This window comes from Burkholderia sp. COPS, from assembly GCF_019425585.1.
GTDB classification, from domain to species: domain Bacteria; phylum Pseudomonadota; class Gammaproteobacteria; order Burkholderiales; family Burkholderiaceae; genus Burkholderia; species Burkholderia cepacia.
Window position 1 is genome coordinate 138,536 of record NZ_WIXR01000012.1, and the last position, 24,303, is coordinate 162,838.

The following is a 24,303-nucleotide window of genomic DNA, read 5'->3' on the forward strand; positions in this document are numbered from 1 at the left end:
TGGGGGAAGAAAATGACACAGAGCAATCTAGTCTTGTCCGCCGAGGGAACCGAGCAGGTCGCGACTCTGACCGCCTCGACGGTTCGGTATGAGTTTGCGCATGCCACCTCGAAATTGACGTCGCTCAAGTACCGAATCGTCAAGGATGGTACCGAACAGTTGAAACTGGACAAGTTGGGTGCGGACGGGAGGACTGTTGCTGTACGCGTCAATGCAGGGGACCGAATTGGTATTCAGCTCGGAGCGGACACGAAGCCCATGTTCCGGCGTCAGGTTTTGTACGAGATCGTGGCTGATTCAGGGGTTAACATCGTTAAAATCAGTGAGCGTCGTGGCAAGGTTGACTTGAACGCGTGGAATGACGATGCGGTCGGAAAGCGTGCGTTCAAGGTTGCACCCGATAAGGCAGGGCAATGGCAGGGACAACTCTGGGGAGATACCTGGGCGTTGTTTAGCCCCAAATACACGGCACTTGAGGCGGCGTCGATTCTTGAGGATGTTGGAGCATCAGACGAATGGATCGCGCTTATTAGTCGCGTGTACGAAGATGATCTCGACGATGCTGGTGAATTGCAGTATGCGCAGTTGCGAGGCACGTTGACAGGTGTCAAGCGATTGAGGATCGAAATGGTGCCGGATGACCCGACCACGATCTTTTGGGAAGCGAGCGCGTTCAACAACTGCAGGGAAAATATACGAGGTGTCTATATGTCGGCAGACCCGCCGGCAACCGTTCCGCTGATCGAATATATCGGGCGCGTATCGCCTCTTTGCTACTACGCGGCATTCAAGGCAGCTGTCGACGCACGGATAGACGAGGTTCACCTGAGCAGTGGATGGCGCCCAATGATTGGGAGCGTGCTGCATCGAGTCGGAGTGGGGCTGGACGTAAATTATTTGCTGGATGACGGTTTGAAGATGGACCGTGTGGCGATGTCGAGTCAGAACGCTCAGGATCGCTACAGAAAGCATGTCCAGATCGACGAACTGGAGAGCATGACTAGTCGTACGCCGGAGCAGAACGAAAAGCTTGCGCAATTGCGTGCTCAGGTTGCTTCACTCGAAGAAAAGTCGCTTGTTACCGCATATCGCACGATGCTGAAACAGAGTCCACATATCCGCCAGCTGTTTGCACCATGGTTCATGCGGGCTACGAATCCGAACGTTGAAGATCGTACGGGCGATATGAACCGTGGGCAGTCTCGAAACGAGCAAATCCATAACGATCACCTGCACATCACGGCCAATGATCCTGAAATTTATTGAGTCGTCGAGAAAGGTGCGATGTGCCCACGCGCTGTGCATGTTGCTTCTTGTTTCTGGACCCGCCCTGGGGGGCGCGTGGTCGATCCCGGTTGACGACGAATTGGCCTGCGCAGAGGTCCGGATCGTGCAAGAGATCACCTTGTCGGGCACTTACTCGATCGACTACGACGACGAATTCAACGGATCCGAAGTCTGGTTCGTGGAGGACGGCGCTTCGGCCAGCCAACTGCCGGACCGCTCGCAGCGCGCCGGTCTGATCGTCTTTTCGAATCAGCAAGATGCGCTGCGCTACCTGCGACTTCCCATTGCACAGCCCGATGGTGTGTGCCGACTCAATGGGCGAGCGACAATCGTGATTAGCGACCTTGAAACGGTTTGTCCGGGGCAAGAGGCAACGGATCGTGCGATCCTGAAAAGAGTTGTTTCCGCAGGCTCGCCAACGCAGAGTCCATGCGATGCGGCGACGCGATGAGCGTCGCTTTCGTGATGCCCGGTCGCGACGCATGATTGACGACCGGGCTGCCGGTGGGATTGGCGGCGGCGATTTGCCTCCGTGTTTCGTTACTCGACGTCCTCGTCATCCTCCAGATCGGCATCCTCTTCCGCGCACTCCGGCGCCGCATACGCGCTCGCCTGCTCGAGCAGCCAGCCGCGAAACAGTTCGAGCGGCTTGCTGTGGCTGAACTCCGTCGGATACACGAGGTAGTACGCCGAATCGCCGACCGTCGCCGCATCGCACGGCACGACCAGGCCGAGCTGCTGCAACTGTTCCTCGACGAAGAATTTCGGCACGAGCGCGACGCCGAGCCCGGCCGCGGCCGCGCTGATCAGCATCGTGTGCAGCTCGTAGCGCACGCCCTGCATCGTGCGGATGTCCTCGACGCCGTGTGTCTCGAACCACTGCGCCCACGCGCCGGGGCGTGTCGTCGAGTGCAGCAGCGGGTAGGCGAGCAGATCCTCGACGCGCTCGACGGGCCGGTCGAGCAGCGCGGGCGAGCAGATCGGCACGACTTCCTCGCCGAACAGGTAGTCGGACGACGTACCGGGCCAGGTCGGCTTGCCGTAGTGGATCGCGGCCTCGAAGTGCGTGTCCTCGAACGAGAACAGGTCGGTGCGGCTGCCCATGTTCACGCGCACGTCGGGCGTGCGGTCGTAGAAGCTCTTGATACGCGGGATCAGCCAGTGCGACGCGAAGGTCGGCAGCACCGCCAGCTCCAGGTAGCCGCCGCCGCTGCCGTGCGCGATGATCGACAGCGTGTCGCGGTCGAGCGCCTCCAGCGCGCGGCGCACCTGCGTGCCGTAGAGCTTGCCGGCGCGCGTCAGCACGACGCGCTGCTTCACGCGTGCGAACAGCCGCACGCCGAGGCTGGCTTCCAGCGTCGCGATCTGGCGCGAGACCGCGCTTTCCGTCAGGAACAGCTCCTTGGCCGCGTGCGTGAAGCTCTCGTGGCGGGCGGCGGCTTCGAAAGCCACGAGCGCGCCCATGTTGGGGATCTTGAATTTGCGCATGATGTTCGATTCGTCTGACGGTCAGGCCCGCGCGGCGCCGGGCGGAAGGCGGGGCCGAGGAACGGCTGATAATTCCAAAAACTCATCACGTATCAATTTAATCTCGCTTTACGCCCGGCTGCAACCCTTTGAATAATGCTCCCCACGCAAGGTCAGGCGCCCGCTGGGCAGCCGGCCGACGAGTTGCCGGCACGTTTGCCGGCGGTCCCCCGAGACGAGAATCCTGATGCGCAATCCGAATATCGAGAGCTTGCTGACGAAGCTGCTGGGACAGGCGAAGACCGACGCCCTGTTCTCGACCCTGAACATGCCTGCCATCCTGGAAGAATGGGAAGAAGGTGTCGTGACGCGCGCGGAAATCGCGCAGGCGATGAACATGGCGCTGTTCGAAGGGCTGCTCGAGCGTTCGGCGAACGGCCGTGCGTATACGGCCGACGCGATCGAAAGCGGCGGCTCGGTTTATTTCGACCACGGTGCGCTGCGCACGGTGCGCTGGCCGCACACGGGCGCGCTGCCGCCGGGCGAGGCCGCGTTCACGCGCATCCTGCGTCCGCTCGGTTTCCGCCTGAACGGTCGTTACCCGCTCGACAAGCTCGGCATGACGGGCCGCGCGTATGCGCATGAAGACGCGCCGGACGAAATCGCGCAGTTCTTCGTCAGCGAACTGCATCCGGAACGTTTCTCGAAGGAATTCCAGCAGGCCGTGACGAACGTCGTCAGCTCGTCGCGCGATCCGCTGTCGCCGGCGGCCGTCGCGCTGCTGTGGGAAGTCGAGCGCGAAGGCTGGCTGTCGCTCGACGCCGCGCACGCGCTGCTGCCGGAGATCGTCGGTGCGTTCGCGCGCCAGCACGATGTGCCGAACGAACTCGATTACGAAACGCTGCTGCTGGAATCGGCGGAAATGGCGTGGATCGCGACCGAAGGCAACGCGTTCAACCATGCGACCGACCGCGTCGCGGACGTGTTCAAGCTGTCCGACGACGAGAAGGCGAAGGGCCGGCCGATGAAGCCGGAAGTCGAGCGTTCGCGCTCGGGCCGCGTGTTCCAGACCGCGTATCGTGCCGACACCGTCGAGCGCGAGTTCCGCACGCGCGACGGCGGCACGGTGAAGCGCAATGTGCCGGGCTCGTTCTACGAGTTCATCACGCGCAAGCGCACGTTCGACCAGGCGGCGCGCCGCTGGGTGACCGATCTGCGTTTCGATGCGGGCAACGCGCAGGGCATCTTCAAGATGACGGCGAACGCGGCGAAGTAACGAAGCGAAAGCGCGGTTCGTCGCTTTCGGAAGAGACGAGCGGATCGGGCGGGGCGCAAGGGCGTCCTGCCCGATTTGCGTTGGGGGCCCCGCGATGCCGTGCAATACGCGCGATCGGGCGAATGCCGGATCGCGGCGTCACGGTCATCGATGCGATGGGGGAAAGTGGAAAGTGGAGATTGGAAAGCGGCATAGCGGCCGGCGCATGCCGCGCGCCGTGCCGTCAGAACACGTGCGTGATCAGAAAGAACAGCACCAGCAGCCCGACCGGCACGCCGAGCAGCCAGGCGATCAGGTATTTGCCCATGTCGTAGGTCCTGGTGGCCGCGACGCCGTCGGCGCCGCGGCGGTTGGATGAATGTGCTGTCGTGTCACAGCTCGCGGTCGAATTCCTTCAGCTGCTTCTCGGCCGCGTCGCGGGCGATCCCGTACCGTTCCTGGATCTTCCCGGCGAGATACTCGCGATTGCCGTCGGCGACGGCCAGGTCGTCGTCGGTCAGCTTGCCCCACTTGGCCTTCAGCTTGCCGGTGAGCTGCTTCCACTGGCCCTTGATCTTGTCCTCGTTCATCATGTGCTCCTTGTCGTGCAGGGATAAAAAGCGCGGCGGCGTGCCGCGCCGGGAGGTCAGGCCTTCGCCTTCAGGCCGGATGCGTCGACGTGCTTCACGCCCTTGACCGCGCGCGACACGGCAATCGCCTTCTTCACGGCGATCTTCGTCGGCAGCACGCCCGTCAGCGTGACGACGCCGTCGACGGTCTTCACGCTGATGTCGACGCTCTTCAGGCCGTCGGTGGCGGCCAGCTGGCCCTTCACCTTGGTCGTGATCCATGTGTCGGTGACGGGCTGGTTCGATTCGGTCTTCACGCCGTTGTCGGTGGATGCGTCCTGCGCAACCGCGTTCGTGAGCGGCGCGGCGCCGAGCAGGAAAGCCGCGCTGACGGCGAGCAGTGTCGAAAGGGGCGAGATTTTGTTCATTGATGTTCTCCTTCGATTGATGGGGTGAGTGGACCGATCGTGGAGCACGGATCGTGCCGCGCGTTACTACCGCGTGACTTCATTACCCGGCGATCGGCGTGTCGTAGCCGGGCTCGCGCGGCGGCATGTCCGGGCGCGGCACGTCGGGCGGCAGCGGAACCGGCGGATCGGTGCCGGGCGGCGGTTCGGGCGGGTTGTCCGGAGGCGGTTCAGGCCGCGTCGGATCGGGTGTCTGATGCAGCTTCATCGTGCTTCTCCTCTGCGGTTCGGATGGCAGCGCATGAGCGCCGATGCAGAACCAGCGTACCGGGTCGAACGTGCACGGGCATCGCGCAAATTCACCTGATCGGCTAGTGCGTTTGCACGGGGGCATCGTGAAGGGGAGGGGGTGCGCCCGCGGGTTGCGGCGCGCGCAAAGCAGGCGCGGAGAATGCTTCGGGGATCGGCGGGATGCCGCACGGTGGCGGCACGCGATGCGAATGTACTATGGCGGTTAGTGCATCCGCGCCTGTCGCGCACGGATGCGGCGCGCGATCATCGCCACACGCGCCGGCCGGCGCGTGCCGACGAAGCGGCGACCGGGCCGGCGGTCATGCTGACGACATGGACAACCATTCGATGAACGAACAGGTAAACGAACAGGCGCTGAAGTCGCATACCGACCGGCGCCAGCTGCACCAGATCATCGCGGGGCTCACCGAGGGCGTGATCCTGGTCGAGCCCGACCAGCGGATCGTCTGGGCGAACGAGGCCGCGCTCGCGATGCACGGCGTGACCGAGCTGAAGGCGCTCGGCGAGACCGTCACCGATTACCGCGAGCGCTTCCGGCTGCGCTACCGGAACAACCATCCGGTGCGCGACGGCCACTATCCGATGGATCGCGTGATCGCGGGCGAGGAGTTCAGCGACGTGACGGTCGAAGTGGAATCGGCCGCCGACGAAACCGTGAGCTGGGTCCACCGCATCCGCAGCCTCGTGCTGACGAACGCGGCCGGCGAACCCGACTGCCTCGCGCTGGTGCTGCACGACGCGACCGAATGGGCGAGCGCCGAGGAGCGCTTCGAGCGCACCTTCAACGCAAACCCGGCGCCGGCCGTGATCTGCCGGCTCGACGACCTGCGCTACGTGAAGGTCAACCAGGGTTTTCTGGACATGACCGGCCACGCGCGCGACGACGTGCTCGGCCGCTCGGTATACGAGGTCGACGTGCTCGAACAGGCCGAACGGCGCGAGCTCGCGATCGAGCGGCTCGGCGAAGGCGCGACGATTCCGCAGATGGAGGCCGTGCTGAAACTCGCGGACGGCAGCACGAAGGCCGTGGTCGTCGCCGGGCAGCCGATCGACATGAACGACGAGGCATGCATGCTGTTTACGTTCATGGATCTCGAGCCGCGCAAGCAGGCCGAGCGCGCGCTGCGGCAGAGCGAGGAACGCTTCGCGACGGCGTTCCGGATGGCGCCGGTCGCCACCGCGATCGTCACGGCCGACCGCTTCGAATTGCTCGACGTGAACGACGCGTTCGCCGCGATGACGGGCCATGCGCAGGACGACCTGCTCGGCAAATCCGCGGAGGAAATCGGGTTGTGGGCCGAACGCGGCGCGTGGCAGCGCATCGAAGGCCGGCTCGCGCGCGACGGCAACGTGCGCAACGCCGACGTGCAGATTCGCACGCGCGACGGTGACGTGCGCGATTGCGTCGTGTCGGCCGACCCCGTCGCGATACACGGGCGCGACTGCCTGCTCGTCGCGCTGCTCGACATCAGCGATCGCAAGCGCACGGAGATGGAACTCGTGTACGCGATCGAAACGGCGATGCAGGATGCGTCATGGTTCAGCCGCACGCTGATCGAGAAGCTGGCGAACGTGCGGCGCGCGAACGCGCCGGATGCGGGCGCGCAACTGTCGGACCTGACCGCGCGCGAGCGCGACGTGTTCGACCTGCTGTGCCACGGTCTCGCCGACAAGGAAATCGCCGGCCGCCTCGGGCTCGCGCCGAACACCGTGCGCAATCACGTCGCGACGATCTACGCGAAGCTCGACGTGCACAGCCGCGCCGAGGCGATCGTGTGGGCGCGCGAACGCGGGATCGTCGGCGCGGCCGATGCGAACGGCACGCGCGGCGCGAAGGCGGGCGAAAACGGCAAGGACTGACGTTCGTCGGTACGAATGCACCATGCGCGCTGGTGCATCCGCATCTGCCGCGCGCGGCGCCCGCTTGCGATCCTGTCCACTCGGCGGTGCGGCGCTGGCCGTCACGCCGCCGGTTCTCCCCAACCATCGCAGGAGACGACCATGGACAGGAATCGGATCGAAGGCAAGCTGAAACAGGTCAAGGGTTCGGTCAAGGAAGCGCTCGGCAAGGTCACGGGCGACCGCAAGACGGAACTGGAAGGCGTCGCCGAACAGCAGGCCGGCAAGCTTCAGGAGCAGGCCGGCGAGGCGGCGGATGCGGCGCGCAAGCAGACGGACGCCGATCGGCACTGACCGATGACGCGGCGCCGCGGGCGTCGCGGTGGCCGGCCGGGCCGTCATCGCAACGATGATGCGCTGCCGGCATGACCACGACCGGCCTTGATGGACGGGCGCCGGCGCCGCTTCCCATGAAAACTGCCTGCCCGCGGTTCACGGTTGCGCGGGCCGCGGGCCGGCCGCGCATGCGGAACTTGATGACAAATCCTCACAACATAGTTCCGATATTTCGTTTGCTGCACGGGTATTGGCTGCCCACAATCCATTCACCTCTTTCGCGATGAAAGGCTCTTCGGAGACGGAGCTGCGGCGATCGACCGGCCAGGTGCGTTGCACGACGCCCCGGTAGCGGACGAGACGACCGGCACGCGAGAGGGCGCCGACGCGCGGTGGTCGCGCGTTGCATCCCGGCCCCCAGAACAAGGATTGTCATGACGTTCCGCATTCGTTCGCTTTCCGGCGTCGCATTGACCGCCGCGATTCTCGCGCTCCAGACGGGCGCGGCCCACGCGCAGGAGACGGTCGTCAAGGTCGGCGTCGCCGGCCCGCTGACGGGAGGCGGCGCCGCCTACGGCAAGGACATCGAGAACGGCGTGCGCATGGCAGTCGACGAAGCGAATGCCGCGCATCCGACGGTGGGCGGCAAGCCCGTGAAGTTCGTCGTCGCGTCGCAGGACGATCAGAGCGATCCGCGCACCGGCGTGCAGGCCGCGCAGCAGCTCGCCGACGCGCAGGTGGCCGTCGTGATCGGCCACTTCAATTCGGGCACGACGCTGCCCGCGTCGAAGATCTACGCGAAGGCCGGCATTCCGATGATCACGCCGTCGGCGACCAATCCCGACATCACGCGCGCCGGGCTCGGCACCGTGTATCGCGTGATCGCGACCGATACGCAGAACGCCGGCAATGCAGGCGCCTATGCGGCGAGCGTGACCAAGGCGAAGCGCATCGCGATCATCGACGACCGCACGGCGTTCGGCCAGGGCGAAGCCGACGAATTCGAGAAGGCCGTGAAGGCGAACGGCGGCACGATCGTCGCGCGCGAATTCACGAACGACAAGGCGGTGGATTTCAGCGCGCAGCTCACGAAGATCAAGAGCACCAACGCCGATCTCGTGTTCTTCGGCGGCCTCGACGCGCAGGCCGCGATGCTCGTGAAACGCATGCGTCAGCTCGGCATTCGCGCGCAGTTCCTCGCGGGCGGCGGCGTGATGAACGCGAACTTCATCAAGCTGGCCGGCAACGCGGCGGAAGGCGCGGCCGTGTGGGAATACGGGCAGCCGCTGTCGCGTCTCGCGAAGGGCAAGACGTTCGAAACGAAATTCCGGCAGAAGTACGGTGTCGACATGCTCGCGTATGCGCCGTTCGCGTACGACGCGACATGGATCGCGATCAACGCGATGCAGAAGGCGAACTCGACGAAGCCGGCCGATTTCAACGGCGCGCTGAAGGGCACGCGCTACGACGGCATCACGGGCACGATCGCGTTCACGAACACGGGCGACCTGAAGAACCCGAGCTCGACGCTTTACGAGGTGAAGAACGCCGCGTGGCAGCCCGTCACGACGAAATCGGCGGATTGAACGCAACAGGCGCGCGCGGACTTTCGCGGTGCTGCCGGACGTGCTGAAATGCCATCGGCGATCGGTTGCGATCGCGGCGCACGCCGGTGCGGCAGCCGCACGAGTCCGCGCGCGCGACGCCGCGTGCGACGCGGCACGAACAACCCACGGGCGCAGCCGGCCGGCCGCGCCCTTCATGTGCAACTGGAGTCAGTCGTGAGTTCTCAAGTCGTCATCGTCGGCGGTGGTGTGATCGGCAGCTCGATCGCCTATTTCCTGCGCGCCACCGATCCCACGGTATCCGTGACCGTCATCGAGCGCGACCCCACCTATGCGAGATCGTCGTCGGCGTTGTCGGCCGCGTCGATTCGTCAGCAGTTCTCGACGCCGCTGTCGATCCAGATGTCGCTGTTCGGCATCGACTTCCTGCGCACGATCGGCGAGCGGCTCGAAGTGGACGGCCACCAGCCGTCGATCGACCTGCACGAAGGCGGCTACCTGTTCCTCGCGACGCCGGCCGGCGACGCGACGCTGCGCGAGAACCATGCGCTGCAGACGAGCCTCGGCGCGGATATCCGGCTGATGGACCGCGATGCGCTGCGCGCGAAGTTTCCGTGGCTGAACGTCGACGATCTCGTGTCGGGCTCATATGGCGTGAGCGGCGAAGGCTGGTTCGACGGCTACGGGCTCGTGCAGGCATTGCGCAAGAAGGCGCAGGCGCTGGGCGCGCGCTACGTGCCGTCCGACGTGACGGCGGTGGTGCGCGACGGCCGCAAGGTGACGCATGCGGTCACGGCCGACGGCGAACGCCATGCGTGCGACACGCTCGTCAACGCGGCCGGTGCATGGGCCCGCACGCTGTCGTCGATGATGGGCATCGACATCCCCGTCCATGCGCGGCGGCGCAGCATCTTCAACGTGTCGTCGCCCGCCAGGCTCACGGATTGCCCGCTGCTGATCGACCCGACCGGCGTGTATTTCCGGCCGGAAGGGCGCACGTACATCTGCGGGACGTCGCCGAGCCCGGATCGCGATCCGGACGACCTGCCGCTCGACGAAGTCGACCACGACCTGTTCGACGAGGTGATCTGGCCGACGCTCGCGAACCGCGTGCCGGAGTTCGAGGCGCTGCGCGTGGAGAACTGCTGGTCCGGGTACTACGAGTACAACGTGTTCGACCACAACGCGATCATCGGGTATCACCCGGACCTCGACAACGTCGTGTTCGCGAACGGCTACAGCGGCCACGGGCTGCAGCAGGGGCCGGCGACGGGGCGCGGGGTCAGCGAACTCATTCTGGGCGGGCGTTACGACACGCTCGACCTGTCGACGCTCGGCTGGGCGCGGGTGCTGGAAAACCGGCCGATCGTCGAAAAGAACGTCGTGTAGCGCGGCGTACCCCGCCCCGTGTGGTGGGCGGGATTCTCCTTGTGTCTCGACTCGTTGGCCCGACCGTGTCGGGCCTTTTTTTGTTGCGCGTGTCAGCCGGCGCCGTAGATCGCGTCGCGCAGATCGATCGTGTACTGGCCGTTCATCCCTTCGTAAAGCGTGTTCGACAGCGACACGACGGTGAGCCCCCGGGCGCGGTCGACGAACCACGAATGCCCGTACACGCCGCCCCAGCGCCACGTGCCCACCGACTCCGGCGATGCTGCCGCGAGCGGGTCGCGCAATACCGAGAACCCGATTCCGAACCCCGCGCCGGGAAGGTCGGGCAATTCGAGGTTGCCGGTGTGGATGCGGCCCATCTCGTCGACCAGGTCGGCCGGCAATAGCGAGCCGCCACCGGCACGCAGCGTGTCCAGCACGTTCAGCACGTCGCCGGCGGTGCCGACCATCCCGGCGCCGCCCGACGGGAAGGCATCCGCGTCGAGCGCGCGCGACGGCGAATACGTCACGCCGACGGTTCCGTCGAAGATGGGTACGGTCTCGTTTTCGGCGAGCCGGTGCGGTTGCGGCGTGTCGTTGACGTAGGGCGTCGCGAGCCGCGCGGGATCGCGTGCGACGAATCCCGTGTCGCGGGCGCCGAGCGGGCGGAGCACGAGCGTGTCGATGGCGTCGGCGAGCGGCAGCCCGCTGACGGCCTCGATCAGCGCGCCGACCACGTCGATGGAAAGCGAATAGTTCCAGCCGGTTCCCGGCGCGAACTGCAGCGGCACGCTCGCGATCCTGCGCAGGTTTTCGGCGAGCGTGATCGATGCGGCATCGAGCCCGTCGGAGGCGCCCGCGCGCGCATAGGGGCCGGTCGCGTCGGCTTCCGTGAAGCGATAGCCGAGGCCGGCCGTGTGCGTGAGCAGGTGGCGCACCCTGATCACCGGCATGCTGCCGTCGCGCAGCGCCGGGCGGAACTCGGGCAGCCAGCGCGTGACGTCGTCGTCGAGCGACAGCTTGTGTTGCGCGACGAGCGCCATCGCGGCCGCCGAGACGATCGGCTTCGTCACCGATGCGAGCCTGAACAGCGTGTCCTCGCGCATCGGCGTGCGCGCTTCGCGATCGGCGAACCCGGCCGCGCGGCGATAGACGAGTTCGCCGTCGCGTGCGATCAGGACGACCACACCGACGAGGCGATGTGTTTCGAGTTGACGGGACAGTACCGCATCGACGCGCTCGGCGAGTGCGGGATCGGCCGACGGCTGCCGGGATGATGCGCGGTTGGGGATCATCGAAGACTCTGTCGTGAAAGGTGTGCCGACATGGTAGGCGGCATGCGCCGGAAGTGGCGTTTATCCATACGTCGAACAGGGCTTCGTGCGCCGCACCGGCCGGCGCGGGCGGCCACGGGGCAGGAGATTGAACCGGGCGCCACGGCAGCCGCGTTGCGGTGCGTCATGCCGGGCCTGCGCCGGGCAGCCGCCAAAATATGCCCCAAGCGGCGGGCGGCGTTCGTTAGAATCAGCTGTCGTCGAGGAAACAGCGCAATTGCATTGGGGCAGGGCGGTATCGCGTCACGGACACTGCTTGCCCGGAATTCATCGTTCATTTTTCACCGGAGGCGAGCATGCCAGGTTTACTTCCCGATGTTGACCGCGAGGGGCTCCTCGAATATTCGGTGGTGTACACCGATCGCTCGGTCAACCATATGTCGCAGCGCTTTCAGGGCGTCATGCGCGACATCTCCGACACCCTGAAAAAAGTCTACAACGCGAAGTCGGTCGTGATCGTCCCGGGCAGCGGGACGTTCGGCATGGAAGCCGTCGCGCGGCAGTTTGCAACGAACAAGAAGTGCCTGGTCATCCGCAACGGCTGGTTCAGTTTCCGCTGGTCGCAGATTTTCGACATGGGCAGCATTCCGTCCGAAACGACGGTGCTGAAGGCGCGCCCGGTCGAAGCGGGGCGGCAGGCCGCGTATGCGCCGGCCCCGCTCGACGAAGTGGTCGCCGCGATCAAGGAACACAAGCCGGATCTGGTCTTTGCGCCGCATGTCGAGACCGCGTCCGGGATGATGCTGCCCGATGCGTATCTGCGCGCGGTGGCCGACGCCGTGCATGCGGTCGGCGGCATGTTCGTGCTGGATTGCATCGCGTCCGGCACGGTGTGGGTCGACATGCAGGCGAGCGGCGTCGACATCCTGATCAGCGCGCCGCAGAAGGGCTGGAGTGCGTCGCCGTGCTGCGCGATGGTCATGCTGAGCCCGCTCGCCCGCGAGCGCATCGACGGCACGACCAGCACCAGCTTCGCGTGCGATCTCCGCAAGTGGCTGCAGATCATGGAAGCCTACGAGGGCGGCGGGTTCGCGTACCACGCGACGATGCCCACGGACAGCCTCACGACGCTGCGCGACGTGATGAAGGAAACCGAGGCATACGGGTTCGACAAGGTGAAGGCGGAGCAGCTCGAGCTCGGCAAGCGCATTCGCGCGCTGCTGGCCGACAAGGGTTTCCGGAGCGTGGCGGCTGAAGGCTTCGAGGCGCCGGGTGTCGTGGTCAGCTACACGGACGACGACGGGATTCGATCGGGGAAGAAGTTCGCCGACGTGGGCTTGCAGATCGCGGCCGGCGTGCCGCTGCAATGCGACGAGCCGGAGGATTTCAAGACCTTCCGTCTGGGGTTGTTCGGTTTGGACAAGCTGCATGATGTCGACGGTGCGGTTGCGCGGTTTGCCGACGCGCTGGAGCGGATTCTCTAAGCCGCTTTGCGGATTTGGGCGAGGCCGTGGGCGCTGGGGCGTTGTACCCGGGGCCTGCCGCCTCGCCACATTCATCGTCATGGTCTCGTTCGATGCGCGCGCCCGGGCTCCGGGTTCGACGGACTCATCCGCGGCGGGGTCGGTCCATCCGCCTGTACGGCTTACCTGAAAGGCTCGCATGGCTTACATCGTTCGACACGAAGTTCCGCCGGTATCCACCTACATCGACATTCGTCTCGCCGCAGGGTTGAGCAGGAAGTCGGAACAGGCCGCGACGATCGGGTTGAAGAACGGGCTCTTCAGCGTCGTGGCTTACCGCGACGATGCGCCGGTCGGAATCGGCAGGGTCATCGGCGACGGCGGCTGCTTCTTCGAGATCGTGGACATCGCGGTGTTGCCCGCTCACCAGAAGAAAGGCGTAGGTGACCTGATCATGCGGGCGCTGATGGGCTACGTTCACGAGAATGCACCGCCGACCGCGTATGTCAGCCTGATGGCCGATCACGGCACGCCGAAGTTCTATGAACGTTATGGTTTCCAGCCGTCGTCGCTGCCGGAGAAGGCGGGGATGTTCCTGCGGATTGCGTAGCGTGCGGGAGGCCGATCGTCGCGGGTGATCGCTGGCCGTCGACAGTGCCGGAGACAGCAGATGTGCGCGCTCACCGCCGCTCATCGTGGCGACGGTCCGGTCTTCCTCGAGTTTGTCGACACGCTTTTGCACTGAGCGCGCGTGCTTTTCGTTGTCATGCTCACGGCCCCAGGCGGCGACGCGTTTGCTGCCGATGGCGAGCCGGTCAATTTCCTTTTATTCGGCGGCACGGCGCACCTGCGCCGCCGTGTCGGCATCGGCGATCCGAATGGGCCACAGGTCAGCTGGCGCCGTGCGTTCGGCAATACCCGGCGATATCCAGCAATACCCAGCAATACGCAGCCGGGCTCGACTTTGTCGTTCGCGAGCGGCGGGCCGCTGTTCCGCATGGCCATCGTGGCTTTCGTTGCGCTAACAACGACCTCGGCGGAACAAGTCGGCACGACGTCGGCAGCCGAAGCATTCAGCGAATGCACTCAACGAAATCCGGAAGCTCGATTGCGTTGCTGACCTGCTATATCGAAACCGCTCGGGGTTACTCGCCAGTTGAAGCCAATTTTGCCCCGGCAATGCACGCTAATCCCGCTCCATCCGTTGCAATCAATTCGCAAGGATTGGCAATATCGGACTCGCCGGCCAATCGCTGATTAATATGCGTGGCGACTTAGTGGAAGACGAAAAATATATTGGACGTCACGAAATGGATGTTGCATTGTTCACGCATTCGATGCGATCGCAGAAAATGAGCTGAGCGGTGTAGCGCCGCACAAGCAGAGAACGTCATATGCGATTGCGGTCGTGGCTCCTGTTCCCGGAGTCGCGGCCTGGACGATCCGCGGCGTGCGCGACGCCTGTGCGCGCGCGTATGCAGGATCGGCGCAACAGACAAAGAAAAGCGGCGAAAAGGACCTGAGAAGATGAAGGAGACGCGACGGACGCGGGCGGCATTCCGGATCGGGCGCAAACCCGACCCGGCTTCGCCGCTACGCCCAGATCGAAATCTGTTCGACCGACAACGCGGTCGCGACGGCAGGGCGGCGGAGCATGCGCTCCGTATGCGCGGCCCAATGTTCGAACCCGCGCATGTCGAGCTTCAGCATGTTCCCCCATTTGAAAAATATCAGCAGCATCGGATCGACGATCGAGTAGTGCTCGCCGAGCGCCCAGTCGCGCGCCGCGAGTCGTTCGTCGATCTGCGCATACGCAGCGAGGATGCCCGCGCGGCCTTTCGCGCGAATGCCGTCGTGCGCGGCCGGGTCCTCGCTGAAACGCGACGGATGGAAGTTGAGCGCGACCGTTCCGGGCAACACTGACGCCAGCCAGTTCATCCACTCGACGGCACGTGCGAGGCCCATCGGGGTATCGGGCACGAGCCGCGCCTGCGGAAAGCGCAGCGCGAGATAAAGCAGGATCGCCGACGACTCCGTCAGCACGTCGTCGCCGGTGTGCAGCACGGGCACCTTGCCTTTCGGGTTGAGCTGCCGGAATTCGGCGCTCTGCGTCGCACCGTCCTTGATCGAGACGAGTGCGAGTTCGAATGGTTCGCCCAGCTCGCGCAGGATGACGTGCGGTGCAAACGAAAGATGGCCTGGGCAGTAGAACAGCGTATGAGTTGTCATATTGATTAAGTCTCCTATTTATCTCTGGTGGAGATGCTGACCGGGTTTGTCGTGTCGACGCGTCGCATGGTGCATGACGCCCGATCGAAAGTCAAAAGCGAAGGACGATGTGAAGGATCTTGCGGTTCGGTGAAGACGAAGCCGGCCAGTGCGATGCGCGCGGGCCGGGATGAACGTGCGTTTCTGGAGCGTGATCGTGATGCGGATGATGAGCCTCGACGAATTGATCGACAGCGTGAAGACGTTTCTGGCCGGGATCGACCCGGGCGCGCCGGCGTGCGTGACCGCGCAGACGAACCTGCTCGACGCCAATCTGCTCGACTCGCTGTCGCTCGTGCACTTCGTGCTGTTCATCGAGCAGACGCTCAGGATCGACATCCCGATCGGCGACTTCGTGCTCGACTCGATCGCGTCGGTCGCGGCGATCTACGACCACTACGTGCTCGGCACGCCGCATGCCGCGAGCGCGTCGCGATGACGCCGGACGACCTGCTTCGTGACGAGGCGTTCACGTATTTCGCATACGGCTCGTGCATGAACCTCGCGAGCCTGTCGACGTCGCTCGGCTGCGACGCGGCGACGTACTTCGCGGGCGCGGCGCAGCTCGACGGCCATCGCCTCGCGTTCAATTACGCGTCGCTCAACGAGCCGGTCTGCTGCGCGAACATCGAGCCGGCGGCCGGTGCGATCGTCGAGGGCGCGCTGTATCGGTTGCCGATGCGCATGCTCGACGCGCTCGAGCGTCGCGAAGGCGTGCATCTCGGCCGCTACGTGCGCTACGCGGTCGAGGTGCTGGCGTCCGGCGGGCGGCGCGTACATGCGCTGACATATCGCGGTGCGGTCACGCTCGATTGCGACGCCGCGCCGAGCGCGCGCTACCGCGACCTGCTGGTTCGCGGGCTGGCCGACGCGGGCGTGTCGGCGGCGTATTGCGAGCGCACGGTCGCCTACATGGCGGGGCTGCGCGATCGGCCGCCGCGTGCGGCATGACGGAATCAAGGCATCGTGCGCTCCACAAGAGCGCCCGATCCAGCGGTGCGTTCGCGACTTCGAACGTCGACGAGCGTTTTAAAGGCGCCCTAAGCGGGCATGTGAGCAAAAGGTTGAACATGAACCAGGCTTTCGACCATCCGCGCGTCATGCGCATCTTGCGCGTTGCCCGCGACGCAGCGCCCGGGCACAACGACGTACAACGAGCCCCCGGATCCGCGGCAACGCCACGAACGAACCTCGCGAGGCCGATGCGCACCTGATCCGCGCCCGCGAGCCGGATCGACACCCGCCCGGCGTGCCGCACACAGGTGTGCGGCACGCGGCACCCCGCATGCGAGAACGCGCCGACCGGAGGAGGACGGCTCGCTGCCTCGTGCGCCGGATCGCGGGTGCCGCCGTCGGGCGACGCGTGCAAGGCGCCGTGCGCAACGAATGACAATCGATCGCAAACAAGGAAAAAAATCATGGAGACGCTCGTATCGACCGTATTGCCCGCAGCGGGGGTGTCGGAAGACGCCGCCTATCGCAAGGTCGCGTGGCGGCTGATGCCGTTGCTGCTGTTCTGTTACCTGGTGTCGTATCTCGACCGCGTGAACGTGGGCTTCGCGAAGCTGCAGATGGCCGGCGATCTCGGGCTGTCCGACGCGGCCTACGGGCTCGGCGCCGGCATCTTCTTCTTCGGTTATTTCATCTTCGAGGTGCCGAGCAACCTGATCCTCCACCGCATCGGCGCACGCGTCTGGATCGCGCGAATCATGGTGACGTGGGGCGCGGTGTCCGCGCTGACGATGTTCGTCACGACGCCGACGGCGTTCTACGCGATGCGGTTCCTGCTCGGCGCCGCCGAGGCCGGTTTCTTTCCGGGCGTGATCCTGTACCTGACCTACTGGTATCCGGCCCATCGGCGCGGGCGGATCACGACGGTGTTCATGACGGCCGTTGCGCTGTCGGGCGTCGTCGGCGGCCCGATTTCCGGCTACATCCTGAAAGCATTCGACGGCATCAACGGGTGGCACGGCTGGCAGTGGCTGTATCTGCTCGAAGGGCTGCCGTCGATCGTCGCAGGCTTGCTCGTCTACGCGCTGCTCGACGACCGGATCGCGCAGGCGAAGTGGCTGAGCGACGAGGAGCGCGCGCTGCTCGAACGCAACGTGAATGCCGAGGACGCGGTCAAGTCTCACCTGTCGCTCGGGGCGGTGCTCGCGAATCCGCGCGTGTGGCTGATGTGCGCGATCTACTTCTCGTTCGTGATCGGCCTGTACGGCGTCGGCTTCTGGCTGCCGACGCTCATCCATGCGACGGGCGTGGCCGATCCGCTGACGATCGGGCTGCTGTCGACGGTGCCGTATGCGCTTGCGGTGGTCGCGATGATCGCGATCGCACGCAGTTCGGATCGCCTTCGCGAACGCCGCTGGCACCTTGCGGTGCCCGGTGCGATGGGCACGGTGGGGCTCGTGCTCGCGGTCGGCTGGGCGCATCAGACGGGGCTTGCGATCGCGGCGCTGACGCTCGCGACGATGGGCATCCTCACCGCGATCCCGCTGTTCTGGAGCCTGCCGACCGCGTTCCTCGGCGGCACCGCGGCCGCCGCCGGGATCGCGATGATCAATTCCGTCGGCAACCTCGCAGGTTTCCTCGGCCCTTACCTGATGGGGCTGCTCAAGCAACTGACCGCATCGAACGACGCGGGCCTCTACATGATGGCCGGCTGCATGGCGCTGGGCGGACTGCTCGCGCTGTCGCTGCCGAAGGCGCTGGTGAACCGGTAGCGATGCGCGGCTTTTCCCCCATGCACGGAGACAGGACATGATCCACAACGAACCCGCACTGTTCCCCGACCAGTCGATGGGCGCCTCGCCGCAGCGCTTTCGCGACGCGATGTGCCGCGTGGCGTCGGCCGTTCACGTACTCACGAGCGACGGACCTGCCGGGCGCTGCGGCATGACGGCGACCGCCGTGCTGTCGGTGTCCGATGCGCCGCCGACGGTGCTCGTGTCCGTCAATCGCGGCAGCGTATCGGCGCAGCGGCTGATCGCGAACGAGGTGTTCTGCGTGAACACGCTCGGCGCCGCCGACCGGTTTCTCGCCGACGTGTTCGCGGGCCGGACCGCGCACGAGCGCGACGCGCGCTTCACGGTGGGCGAATGGGGCGAGCTCGCGACGCGCGCGCCGGTGCTGGCGAGCGCGCGCATCGCGCTCGACTGCCGGCTCGTCGCGTCGATGAGCGCGGCGACGCATGAACTGCTGGTCGGCGAAGTCGTGGCGCTGCACTGTGCGGCGCCCGACGACGACACGCTCGTCTATCTGCAGCGGGAGTTCCGCGTCGTGTGACGACGCGTGCCGACAGGATGACCGACATGAAACGCGAAATCGTACTAGCCACCAACCGCTGCCGCGGCGAGATCCTCGCCGGCGGTTTTCGCACCGACGTCGTGCGCATCGCGCAGTGCGCACGCGCGCATCTCGGCGACTATGCCGACAACCCGCATGTGCGAGCGCTGCTCGTGGCGCTGGAGAACCGCTGCCTCGCATCGGGGCGCCTGCTCGATCTCACGTACTCGGTGGACCCGAGCTTCATCCTCGGGTTCTTCGACGTGCCCTACAACGCCGACGCGTTCCTCGAGGCGGCCGCGATCGCGCCCGTGCCGATTCCGCCGAGCGTGCTCGCGATCGCGCCGGACGGCAACGCGTTGCCGGTGCAGATCCGCATGTGCACGGACGGCTTTCTCAATCCGCTCGCGGTCGCGGTATTCGGCGAGAACTTCATCGACGCCGACCTGCGCGCGTATCACAAGGCGTACTACTTCATCGACAAGTTCGTCGAGCGCTTCAAGCGCCATACGCGCCCGGCAATCGAAGCGAACTGGTCGCCCACCGCGTTCCCGGATCTGCTCTCGGCGGACGACGAGCTGCTGACGCAGGCGAGCGCGATCTGGGTCCATCTGCACGAGTACCACCATCGCACGGGCTTCCTGCCGATCCCGGAGTACCTCGATGCGAAGAGCACGCGCAACGGTGCGGGCGCGGAGGAGTTGCGGGTCGACATCCTGTCGATCCTCGCGCTGTTCCGGCTGCGCTCGGACGACCGCGTGCTGCGCGCCTCGATCCAGTACATCCTGGCCGAGCGCCTGATCCGCTACCCGCTGCAGGCGCCGCCGCTCGACAACTACGACGCGCGCTCGTCGGTCGCGCTGTTTCATTACCTGTCCCGTCACGGCGTGATCGCGCAGCGTGGCGGCTCACTCTATTTCGAAGGGGGCTACGAACGCCTGACCCAGGCGCTCAGGTCCATCGTGATCAAGCTGACGGCGCTCGAATACAAGCTCAGCGTGTCGTCCGATCTCGACCGGAGAAAGATCCTGTCGTTCGTGCTGCCGACGCTCGCGAAGAACGACAACAACTGGGGCGCGGCCGGCAGGCCGCATTGACGGAAGCCCGCCGCCCGCCCCCATTTCGCAACGAATCAACCGAGGATCACGATGCCCACCTATCGTTCACGCACTTCCACGCACGGCCGCAACATGGCGGGCGCGCGCAGCCTGTGGCGCGCCACCGGGATGACCGACGCCGATTTCGACAAGCCGATCATCGCGGTCGTCAATTCGTTCACGCAGTTCGTGCCCGGTCACGTGCACCTGAAGGATCTCGGCCAGCTGGTCGCGCGCGAGATCGAAGCGGCCGGCGCGGTCGCGAAGGAGTTCAACACGATCGCGATCGACGACGGCATCGCGATGGGCCACGACGGCATGCTGTACAGCCTGCCGTCGCGCGAGCTGATCGCCGACAGCGTCGAGTACATGGTCAACGCGCACTGCGCGGACGCGATGGTCTGCATCTCGAACTGCGACAAGATCACGCCGGGAATGCTGATGGCCGCGATGCGCCTGAACATCCCGGTGGTCTTCGTGTCCGGCGGCCCGATGGAATCCGGCAAGCTGACGTTCCGCGGCAAGCGCCGCGCGTTCGACCTGATCGACGCAATGGTGGTGGCGGCCGACTCCCAGGTGACGGACGACGAGGTGCGCGCGGTCGAGAACGTCGCGTGCCCGACCTGCGGCTCGTGTTCCGGGATGTTTACCGCGAACTCGATGAACTGCCTCGCCGAGGCGCTCGGGCTCGCGCTGCCCGGCAACGGCTCGGTGCTGGCGACGCATGCCGAGCGCAAGCGCCTGTTCATCGAGGCTGGGCGCACGATCGTCGATCTCGCGCGCCGCTACTACGAGCAGGACGACGCGAGCGTGCTGCCGCGCTCGATCGCGACGCGCGATGCGTTCGAGAACGCGATGACGCTCGACATCGCGATGGGCGGCTCGACCAATACGGTATTGCACCTGCTCGCCGCCGCGCACGAAGGCGACGTGCACTTCACGATGGCCGACATCGACCGGCTGTCGCGCCGCGTGCCGGTGCTGTGCAAGGTCGCGCCGTCGGTGCAGGACGTCCACATGGAGGACGTGCACCGGGCCGGCGGCGTGATCGGGATCATGGGCGAACTCGATCGCGCGGGGCTGCTGAACACGACGCTGCCGACCGTTCATGCGCCGAGCGTCGCGCACGTGCTCGCGCGCTGGGACGTGATGCGCAACCGCGTCGATTCGGTGTCGCGCTTCTATCGCGCGGCGCCCGGCGGCGTGCGCACGCACGTCGCGTTCAGCCAGGACAACCGCTACGACGAACTCGATCTCGACCGCGCGAACGGCTGCATCCGCGATGCCGAGCACGCGTTCTCGCGCGACGGCGGGCTCGCGGTGCTGTTCGGCAACATCGCGCGCGACGGCTGCATCGTGAAGACCGCGGGCGTCGACGGCGGGATGCTGAAATTCACCGGCACCGCGCGCGTGTTCGAAGGGCAGGAGGAGGCGGTCGAAGGCATCCTCGGCGGTGCGGTCGGCCCGGGCGACATCGTGATCGTCCGCTACGAGGGGCCGCGGGGCGGCCCGGGCATGCAGGAGATGCTCTATCCGACCAGCTACCTGAAATCGAAGGGGCTCGCGAAGCAGTGCGCGCTGATCACCGACGGTCGTTTCTCCGGCGGCTCGTCGGGGCTGTCGATCGGGCACGTGTCGCCCGAGGCGGCGGAGGGCGGCGAGATCGGGCTGCTCGAGAACGGCGACGCGATCGAGATCGACATCCCGAACCGCTCGATCAACGTCCTCGTGTCCGACGACGAACTGCGGCGGCGCCGCGCGGCGATGGAGGAGCGCGGCGCGCGTGCGTGGCAGCCCGAGAAGCGGCAGCGCCGCGTGTCGGGCGCGCTGCGCGCATACGCGGCGATGACGACGAGCGCGGCGCGCGGCGCCGTGCGGATCGTGAAGGGCTGACCGTGCGGCCCGCCCCGAACCATCCGGCGGCCGATGCGCAGGTCGACACCGTGCTCGTCACGGGCGGCCGCGCGCCGGCCGCGCATCACGGCTTCGTCAACCCGCCGGTGTATCGCGGCTCGACGGTGCTCGCGCCGAGCGTGGCCGACCTGCTCGGCTACACGCAGCCGTACGTGTACGGCCGGCGCGGCACGCCGACCACGGCCGCGCTGCAGGACGCGGTGCGCGCGCTCGATCACGGCGCGGGTGTCGTGCTGTGCCCGTCGGGGCTTGCCGCGATCACGACCGCGCTGTCGTCGTGCCTGTCGGCCGGCGACCATCTGCTGATGACGGATGCGGTGTACAAGCCCGCGCGCCAGCTGTGCGACGGCGTGCTGCGGCGCGCGGGCATCGAGACGACCTACTTCGATCCGCTCGCGTCGGTTGACGCGCTCGCCGCGCTGATCCGGCCGAACACGCGCGCGCTGTATCTCGAAGCGCCCGCGTCGCAGAGCATGGAGCTGTGCGACGTGCCGGCGTTCGCCGCGCTCGCGCGCGACCGCGGGCTCGTGGTGCTGTTCGACAACACGTGGGCGACGCCGCTGTTCTTCGACGCGTTCGCGCACGGCGCCGATCTCGTGATCCAGGCCGGCACCAAGTACCTCGCCGGTCATGCGGACGTGATGATCGGCATGGTGTCGGCGTCCGCGCGCGCGCTGCCGGCGCTCGAACAGTATCAGCGCGACACGGGGCAGTGCGTCGGCTCGGACGACGCGTTTCTCACGCTGCGCGGCATCCGGACGCTCGGCGTGCGGCTTCGCCAGCACCAGGCGAACGCGCTGCGTGTCGCACGCTGGCTCGCCGCGCGTCCGGAAGTGCGGCGCGTGTGCCATCCGGCGCTCGAGGACGATCCCGGCCATGCGCTGTGGGTGCGCGACTTCGGCGGCGCGACGGGGCTGTTCTCCGTCGTGCTGCGCCCGGCGCCCGCGCAGGCCGTCGCCGCGCTGCTCGAGGGGCTCGCGTATTTCGGGCTCGGTTATTCATGGGGCGGCTATGAAAGCCTCGCGATGCCGTTCGACTGCAGTGCGTACCGCACCGCGTCGCACTGGGACCCGGGCGGCCCGTGCGTGCGCTTTCACATCGGGCTCGAAAACGTCGACGACCTGATCGGCGACCTCGAGACCGGCTTCGCCCGCTTCAACGCCGCGCGCTGACGCCGACACGAGCAGCACGCGCACGGCCCGCACGTTTCGCGCCGCATTCCAATGACGAGGAACCCCGTATGACGAAGCAACTCTGCCTGGGTGGATTCATGCGCCCCATCTGCCTGCACACGGCGTGGTGGCGGCACCCGAGCGCGCCGACGCTCGCGAACTTCAACTGGCCGGTGATCCGGTCGCTCGCGCAGAAGCTCGAGCACGCGTGCTTCGACGCGGTCTTCACCGCCGACCACCTCGCGGTGATGCCGATGCCGCCGAATGCGCTCAAGCGCAGCGGCACGATCACGTCGTACGACCCGCTCGTGATGCTGTCGGCGATCGCCGCATGCACCGACCGCATCGGCCTGATCGCGACCGGCACGACGAGCTACGAGGATCCGTACCTGCTTGCGCGCCGCTTCGCGTCGCTCGACCACCTGAGCGGCGGCCGCGCGGGCTGGAACATCGTCACGACGGTGAACCCGGAGGCCGCGCTCAACTTCGGTCTCGAGACCGCGCTGCGCCACGCCGAACGCTACGAGCGCGCCGAGGAGTTCTTCGACGTCGTGACGGGGCTGTGGGACGGCTGGTCCGATCACGCGCTCGTGATGGACAAGGAGGCGGGCGTGTTCTCCGATCTCGACAAGATCCGGCCGCTCAACCACAAGGGCAAGTTCTTCTCGGTCAAGGGGCCGCTGAACATCGCGCGGCCCGTGCAGGGCTGGCCGGTGATCGCGCTCGCCGGTGCGTCGGAGGAAGCGCGCGACATGGCCGCGCGTTCGGCCGACCTGGTGTTCGGCAACGCGCGCAGCATCGAGACGGGCCGTGCGTTCTACCGCGACGTGAAGTCGCGCGCGGTCGCGGCCGGGCGCAACCCCGATCACGTGAAGATCCTGCCCGCCAACCAGGTGTATGTCGGCCGCACGCGCGCGGAGGCGCTCGCGAAGAAGCGCTACATGGACGATCTCGTCCACGTGGACAGCAACATCCCGAACCTGTCGATCCGGCTCGGCGTCGACTGCTCGAAGTTCGATCCCGACAAGCCGTTGCCCGAGCTGCCGCACACGGAACAGGGGCAGGGCAACCAGCGCGAATGGGCGGCGCTCGCGCGCCGCGAGGGATTGACGGTGCGCGAGCTGGCGAAGCGGGCGGCCGAATCCGGCACCGGCGAGATGGTCGGCACGGCGTCCGAGATCGCCGACCAGATGGAGGAGTGGCTGATGACGGAGGCGTGCGACGGCTTCATCGTCGTGTTCTATACGGTGCCTGACGGCTACGACGACTTCGTGACGATGGTGGTGCCGGAGCTGCAGCGGCGCGGGCTGTTTCGCACCCGCTACGAAGGCACGACGCTGCGCGAACACATCGGCCTGCCGCGGCCGAAGAGCCCGCTCGACTGAGCGGCGCGCCGCCAGATTTCGTTCCGGGAGACCGCAATGA

23 protein-coding genes and 1 pseudogene are annotated in these 24,303 nt (G+C 66.3%); 18 read left to right on the forward strand and 6 right to left on the reverse strand.

What is annotated here, in order from left to right; genetic code table 11:
- Positions 1-12: 12 nt before the first annotated feature.
- Positions 13-1,266 (forward strand): hypothetical protein, encoded by a 1,254-nt coding sequence (locus FOZ70_RS10125; RefSeq protein WP_048021600.1) that lies wholly within the window; start codon positions 13-15, stop codon positions 1,264-1,266.
- Entirely contained in the window at positions 1,247-1,738 is a 492-nt protein-coding gene (locus FOZ70_RS10130) for a hypothetical protein (RefSeq protein WP_048021602.1), read from the forward strand. The genes FOZ70_RS10125 and FOZ70_RS10130 overlap by 20 nt, the downstream gene beginning before the upstream one ends.
- An 89-nt stretch (positions 1,739-1,827) precedes the next feature.
- On the opposite strand, the gene FOZ70_RS10135 is transcribed toward FOZ70_RS10130, so the two are convergent.
- Positions 1,828-2,775, reverse strand: coding sequence for a LysR family transcriptional regulator (locus FOZ70_RS10135; RefSeq protein ID WP_021162619.1), 948 nt, complete (start codon positions 2,773-2,775; stop codon positions 1,828-1,830).
- Positions 2,776-3,001: 226 nt separating this feature from the next.
- On the opposite strand from FOZ70_RS10135, the gene FOZ70_RS10140 reads away from it, so the two are divergent.
- Positions 3,002-4,030 (forward strand): DUF1338 domain-containing protein, encoded by a 1,029-nt coding sequence (locus FOZ70_RS10140; RefSeq protein ID WP_059488881.1) that lies wholly within the window; start codon positions 3,002-3,004, stop codon positions 4,028-4,030.
- Positions 4,031-4,401: 371 nt separating this feature from the next.
- Here FOZ70_RS10140 and FOZ70_RS10145 read toward each other — a convergent pair whose 3' ends face one another.
- From FOZ70_RS10145 to FOZ70_RS10155, 3 genes are all read right to left on the reverse strand, one after another.
- The gene (locus FOZ70_RS10145) at positions 4,402-4,599 is read right to left on the reverse strand and encodes a CsbD family protein (protein ID WP_021162617.1); all 198 of its coding nucleotides are present in this window, start codon (positions 4,597-4,599) and stop codon (positions 4,402-4,404) included.
- A gap of 56 nt (positions 4,600-4,655) precedes the next feature.
- Positions 4,656-5,006, reverse strand: coding sequence for a BON domain-containing protein (locus FOZ70_RS10150; protein WP_021162616.1), 351 nt, complete (start codon positions 5,004-5,006; stop codon positions 4,656-4,658).
- An 82-nt stretch (positions 5,007-5,088) separates the two neighbouring features.
- Entirely contained in the window at positions 5,089-5,253 is a 165-nt protein-coding gene (locus FOZ70_RS10155) for a hypothetical protein (protein WP_021162615.1), read from the reverse strand.
- A gap of 371 nt (positions 5,254-5,624) precedes the next feature.
- On the opposite strand from FOZ70_RS10155, the gene FOZ70_RS10160 reads away from it, so the two are divergent.
- The 4 genes from FOZ70_RS10160 (at position 5,625) to FOZ70_RS10175 (ending at position 10,426) form a co-directional block, all read left to right on the forward strand.
- Positions 5,625-7,157 (forward strand): PAS domain S-box protein, encoded by a 1,533-nt coding sequence (locus FOZ70_RS10160; RefSeq protein WP_021162613.1) that lies wholly within the window; start codon positions 5,625-5,627, stop codon positions 7,155-7,157.
- A 141-nt stretch (positions 7,158-7,298) separates the two neighbouring features.
- Complete coding sequence (locus tag FOZ70_RS10165) at positions 7,299-7,490, forward strand: CsbD family protein (protein ID WP_021162612.1); 192 nt, start codon at positions 7,299-7,301, stop codon at positions 7,488-7,490.
- Positions 7,491-7,906: 416 nt separating this feature from the next.
- On the forward strand, positions 7,907-9,058 hold the full coding sequence (locus FOZ70_RS10170; RefSeq protein WP_021162611.1) for a branched-chain amino acid ABC transporter substrate-binding protein: 1,152 nt from the start codon (positions 7,907-7,909) through the stop codon (positions 9,056-9,058).
- A gap of 195 nt (positions 9,059-9,253) precedes the next feature.
- Positions 9,254-10,426, forward strand: coding sequence for an FAD-binding oxidoreductase (locus FOZ70_RS10175; protein ID WP_175925175.1), 1,173 nt, complete (start codon positions 9,254-9,256; stop codon positions 10,424-10,426).
- A 92-nt stretch (positions 10,427-10,518) separates the two neighbouring features.
- On the opposite strand, the gene FOZ70_RS10180 is transcribed toward FOZ70_RS10175, so the two are convergent.
- Positions 10,519-11,700, reverse strand: coding sequence for a serine hydrolase domain-containing protein (locus tag FOZ70_RS10180; protein WP_219705763.1), 1,182 nt, complete (start codon positions 11,698-11,700; stop codon positions 10,519-10,521).
- Between the two features lie 335 nt (positions 11,701-12,035).
- Between FOZ70_RS10180 and FOZ70_RS10185 the strand changes: the two genes are divergently transcribed.
- The 3 genes and pseudogenes from FOZ70_RS10185 to FOZ70_RS10195 form a co-directional block, all read left to right on the forward strand.
- Entirely contained in the window at positions 12,036-13,163 is a 1,128-nt protein-coding gene (locus FOZ70_RS10185) for an aminotransferase class V-fold PLP-dependent enzyme (RefSeq protein WP_219705765.1), read from the forward strand.
- 178 nt (positions 13,164-13,341) lie between these two features.
- A complete protein-coding gene (locus tag FOZ70_RS10190; protein ID WP_059624121.1) occupies positions 13,342-13,752 on the forward strand; it encodes a GNAT family N-acetyltransferase in 411 nt (136 codons plus the stop codon).
- A gap of 400 nt (positions 13,753-14,152) precedes the next feature.
- Positions 14,153-14,272: pseudogene (locus tag FOZ70_RS10195) on the forward strand (IS3 family transposase); the annotation flags it as partial.
- 463 nt (positions 14,273-14,735) lie between these two features.
- Here the strand turns inward: FOZ70_RS10195 and FOZ70_RS10200 are convergent.
- Positions 14,736-15,371, reverse strand: a complete 636-nt coding sequence (locus tag FOZ70_RS10200) for a glutathione S-transferase N-terminal domain-containing protein (RefSeq protein ID WP_048021612.1) — start codon at positions 15,369-15,371, stop codon at positions 14,736-14,738.
- A 169-nt stretch (positions 15,372-15,540) separates the two neighbouring features.
- Between FOZ70_RS10200 and FOZ70_RS10205 the strand changes: the two genes are divergently transcribed.
- From FOZ70_RS10205 to FOZ70_RS10240, 8 genes are all read left to right on the forward strand, one after another.
- Positions 15,541-15,849, forward strand: coding sequence for an acyl carrier protein (locus tag FOZ70_RS10205; protein WP_175850750.1), 309 nt, complete (start codon positions 15,541-15,543; stop codon positions 15,847-15,849).
- Entirely contained in the window at positions 15,846-16,361 is a 516-nt protein-coding gene (locus tag FOZ70_RS10210) for a gamma-glutamylcyclotransferase family protein (RefSeq protein WP_219705766.1), read from the forward strand. Before FOZ70_RS10205 ends, FOZ70_RS10210 begins: the two co-directional genes overlap by 4 nt.
- Positions 16,362-16,828: 467 nt before the next feature.
- Complete coding sequence (locus FOZ70_RS10215) at positions 16,829-18,133, forward strand: MFS transporter (protein ID WP_059589336.1); 1,305 nt, start codon at positions 16,829-16,831, stop codon at positions 18,131-18,133.
- Positions 18,134-18,170: 37 nt separating this feature from the next.
- A complete protein-coding gene (locus FOZ70_RS10220; RefSeq protein ID WP_027790681.1) occupies positions 18,171-18,695 on the forward strand; it encodes a flavin reductase in 525 nt (174 codons plus the stop codon).
- Positions 18,696-18,721: 26 nt separating this feature from the next.
- A complete protein-coding gene (locus tag FOZ70_RS10225) occupies positions 18,722-19,792 on the forward strand; it encodes a DUF6421 family protein (protein ID WP_258025589.1) in 1,071 nt (356 codons plus the stop codon).
- 51 nt (positions 19,793-19,843) lie between these two features.
- Positions 19,844-21,685 carry a dihydroxy-acid dehydratase gene (gene ilvD / locus FOZ70_RS10230; RefSeq protein ID WP_219705770.1) on the forward strand — a complete coding sequence of 614 codons (1,842 nt, stop codon included), beginning with the start codon at positions 19,844-19,846 and terminating at the stop codon, positions 21,683-21,685.
- A 2-nt stretch (positions 21,686-21,687) separates the two neighbouring features.
- Positions 21,688-22,878 carry a cystathionine beta-lyase gene (gene metC / locus FOZ70_RS10235; RefSeq protein WP_219705772.1) on the forward strand — a complete coding sequence of 397 codons (1,191 nt, stop codon included), beginning with the start codon at positions 21,688-21,690 and terminating at the stop codon, positions 22,876-22,878.
- Positions 22,879-22,946: 68 nt separating this feature from the next.
- On the forward strand, positions 22,947-24,263 hold the full coding sequence (locus FOZ70_RS10240) for an LLM class flavin-dependent oxidoreductase (RefSeq protein WP_021156686.1): 1,317 nt from the start codon (positions 22,947-22,949) through the stop codon (positions 24,261-24,263).
- The last annotated feature ends 40 nt before the right edge of the window (positions 24,264-24,303 follow it).

Bases quoted from the DNA above. Each gene is read 5' to 3' on its own strand.
- FOZ70_RS10160 (WP_021162613.1), top strand. From the start codon at position 5,625: ATGAACGAACAGGTAAACGAACAGGCGCTGAAGTCGCATACCGACCGG.
- FOZ70_RS10125 (WP_048021600.1), top strand. From the start codon at position 13: ATGACACAGAGCAATCTAGTCTTGTCCGCCGAGGGAACCGAGCAGGTC.
- FOZ70_RS10185 (WP_219705765.1), top strand. From the start codon at position 12,036: ATGCCAGGTTTACTTCCCGATGTTGACCGCGAGGGGCTCCTCGAATAT.
- FOZ70_RS10135 (WP_021162619.1), bottom strand. From the start codon at position 2,775: ATGCGCAAATTCAAGATCCCCAACATGGGCGCGCTCGTGGCTTTCGAA.
- FOZ70_RS10155 (WP_021162615.1), bottom strand. From the start codon at position 5,253: ATGAAGCTGCATCAGACACCCGATCCGACGCGGCCTGAACCGCCTCCG.
- FOZ70_RS10150 (WP_021162616.1), bottom strand. From the start codon at position 5,006: ATGAACAAAATCTCGCCCCTTTCGACACTGCTCGCCGTCAGCGCGGCT.
- FOZ70_RS10215 (WP_059589336.1), top strand. From the start codon at position 16,829: ATGGAGACGCTCGTATCGACCGTATTGCCCGCAGCGGGGGTGTCGGAA.
- FOZ70_RS10210 (WP_219705766.1), top strand. From the start codon at position 15,846: ATGACGCCGGACGACCTGCTTCGTGACGAGGCGTTCACGTATTTCGCA.
- FOZ70_RS10170 (WP_021162611.1), top strand. From the start codon at position 7,907: ATGACGTTCCGCATTCGTTCGCTTTCCGGCGTCGCATTGACCGCCGCG.
- FOZ70_RS10180 (WP_219705763.1), bottom strand. From the start codon at position 11,700: ATGATCCCCAACCGCGCATCATCCCGGCAGCCGTCGGCCGATCCCGCA.
- FOZ70_RS10130 (WP_048021602.1), top strand. From the start codon at position 1,247: ATGATCCTGAAATTTATTGAGTCGTCGAGAAAGGTGCGATGTGCCCAC.
- FOZ70_RS10200 (WP_048021612.1), bottom strand. From the start codon at position 15,371: ATGACAACTCATACGCTGTTCTACTGCCCAGGCCATCTTTCGTTTGCA.
- ilvD (WP_219705770.1), top strand. From the start codon at position 19,844: ATGCCCACCTATCGTTCACGCACTTCCACGCACGGCCGCAACATGGCG.
- FOZ70_RS10190 (WP_059624121.1), top strand. From the start codon at position 13,342: ATGGCTTACATCGTTCGACACGAAGTTCCGCCGGTATCCACCTACATC.
- FOZ70_RS10140 (WP_059488881.1), top strand. From the start codon at position 3,002: ATGCGCAATCCGAATATCGAGAGCTTGCTGACGAAGCTGCTGGGACAG.
- FOZ70_RS10220 (WP_027790681.1), top strand. From the start codon at position 18,171: ATGATCCACAACGAACCCGCACTGTTCCCCGACCAGTCGATGGGCGCC.
- FOZ70_RS10205 (WP_175850750.1), top strand. From the start codon at position 15,541: ATGAACGTGCGTTTCTGGAGCGTGATCGTGATGCGGATGATGAGCCTC.
- FOZ70_RS10240 (WP_021156686.1), top strand. From the start codon at position 22,947: ATGACGAAGCAACTCTGCCTGGGTGGATTCATGCGCCCCATCTGCCTG.
- FOZ70_RS10165 (WP_021162612.1), top strand. From the start codon at position 7,299: ATGGACAGGAATCGGATCGAAGGCAAGCTGAAACAGGTCAAGGGTTCG.
- FOZ70_RS10145 (WP_021162617.1), bottom strand. From the start codon at position 4,599: ATGAACGAGGACAAGATCAAGGGCCAGTGGAAGCAGCTCACCGGCAAG.
- FOZ70_RS10225 (WP_258025589.1), top strand. From the start codon at position 18,722: ATGAAACGCGAAATCGTACTAGCCACCAACCGCTGCCGCGGCGAGATC.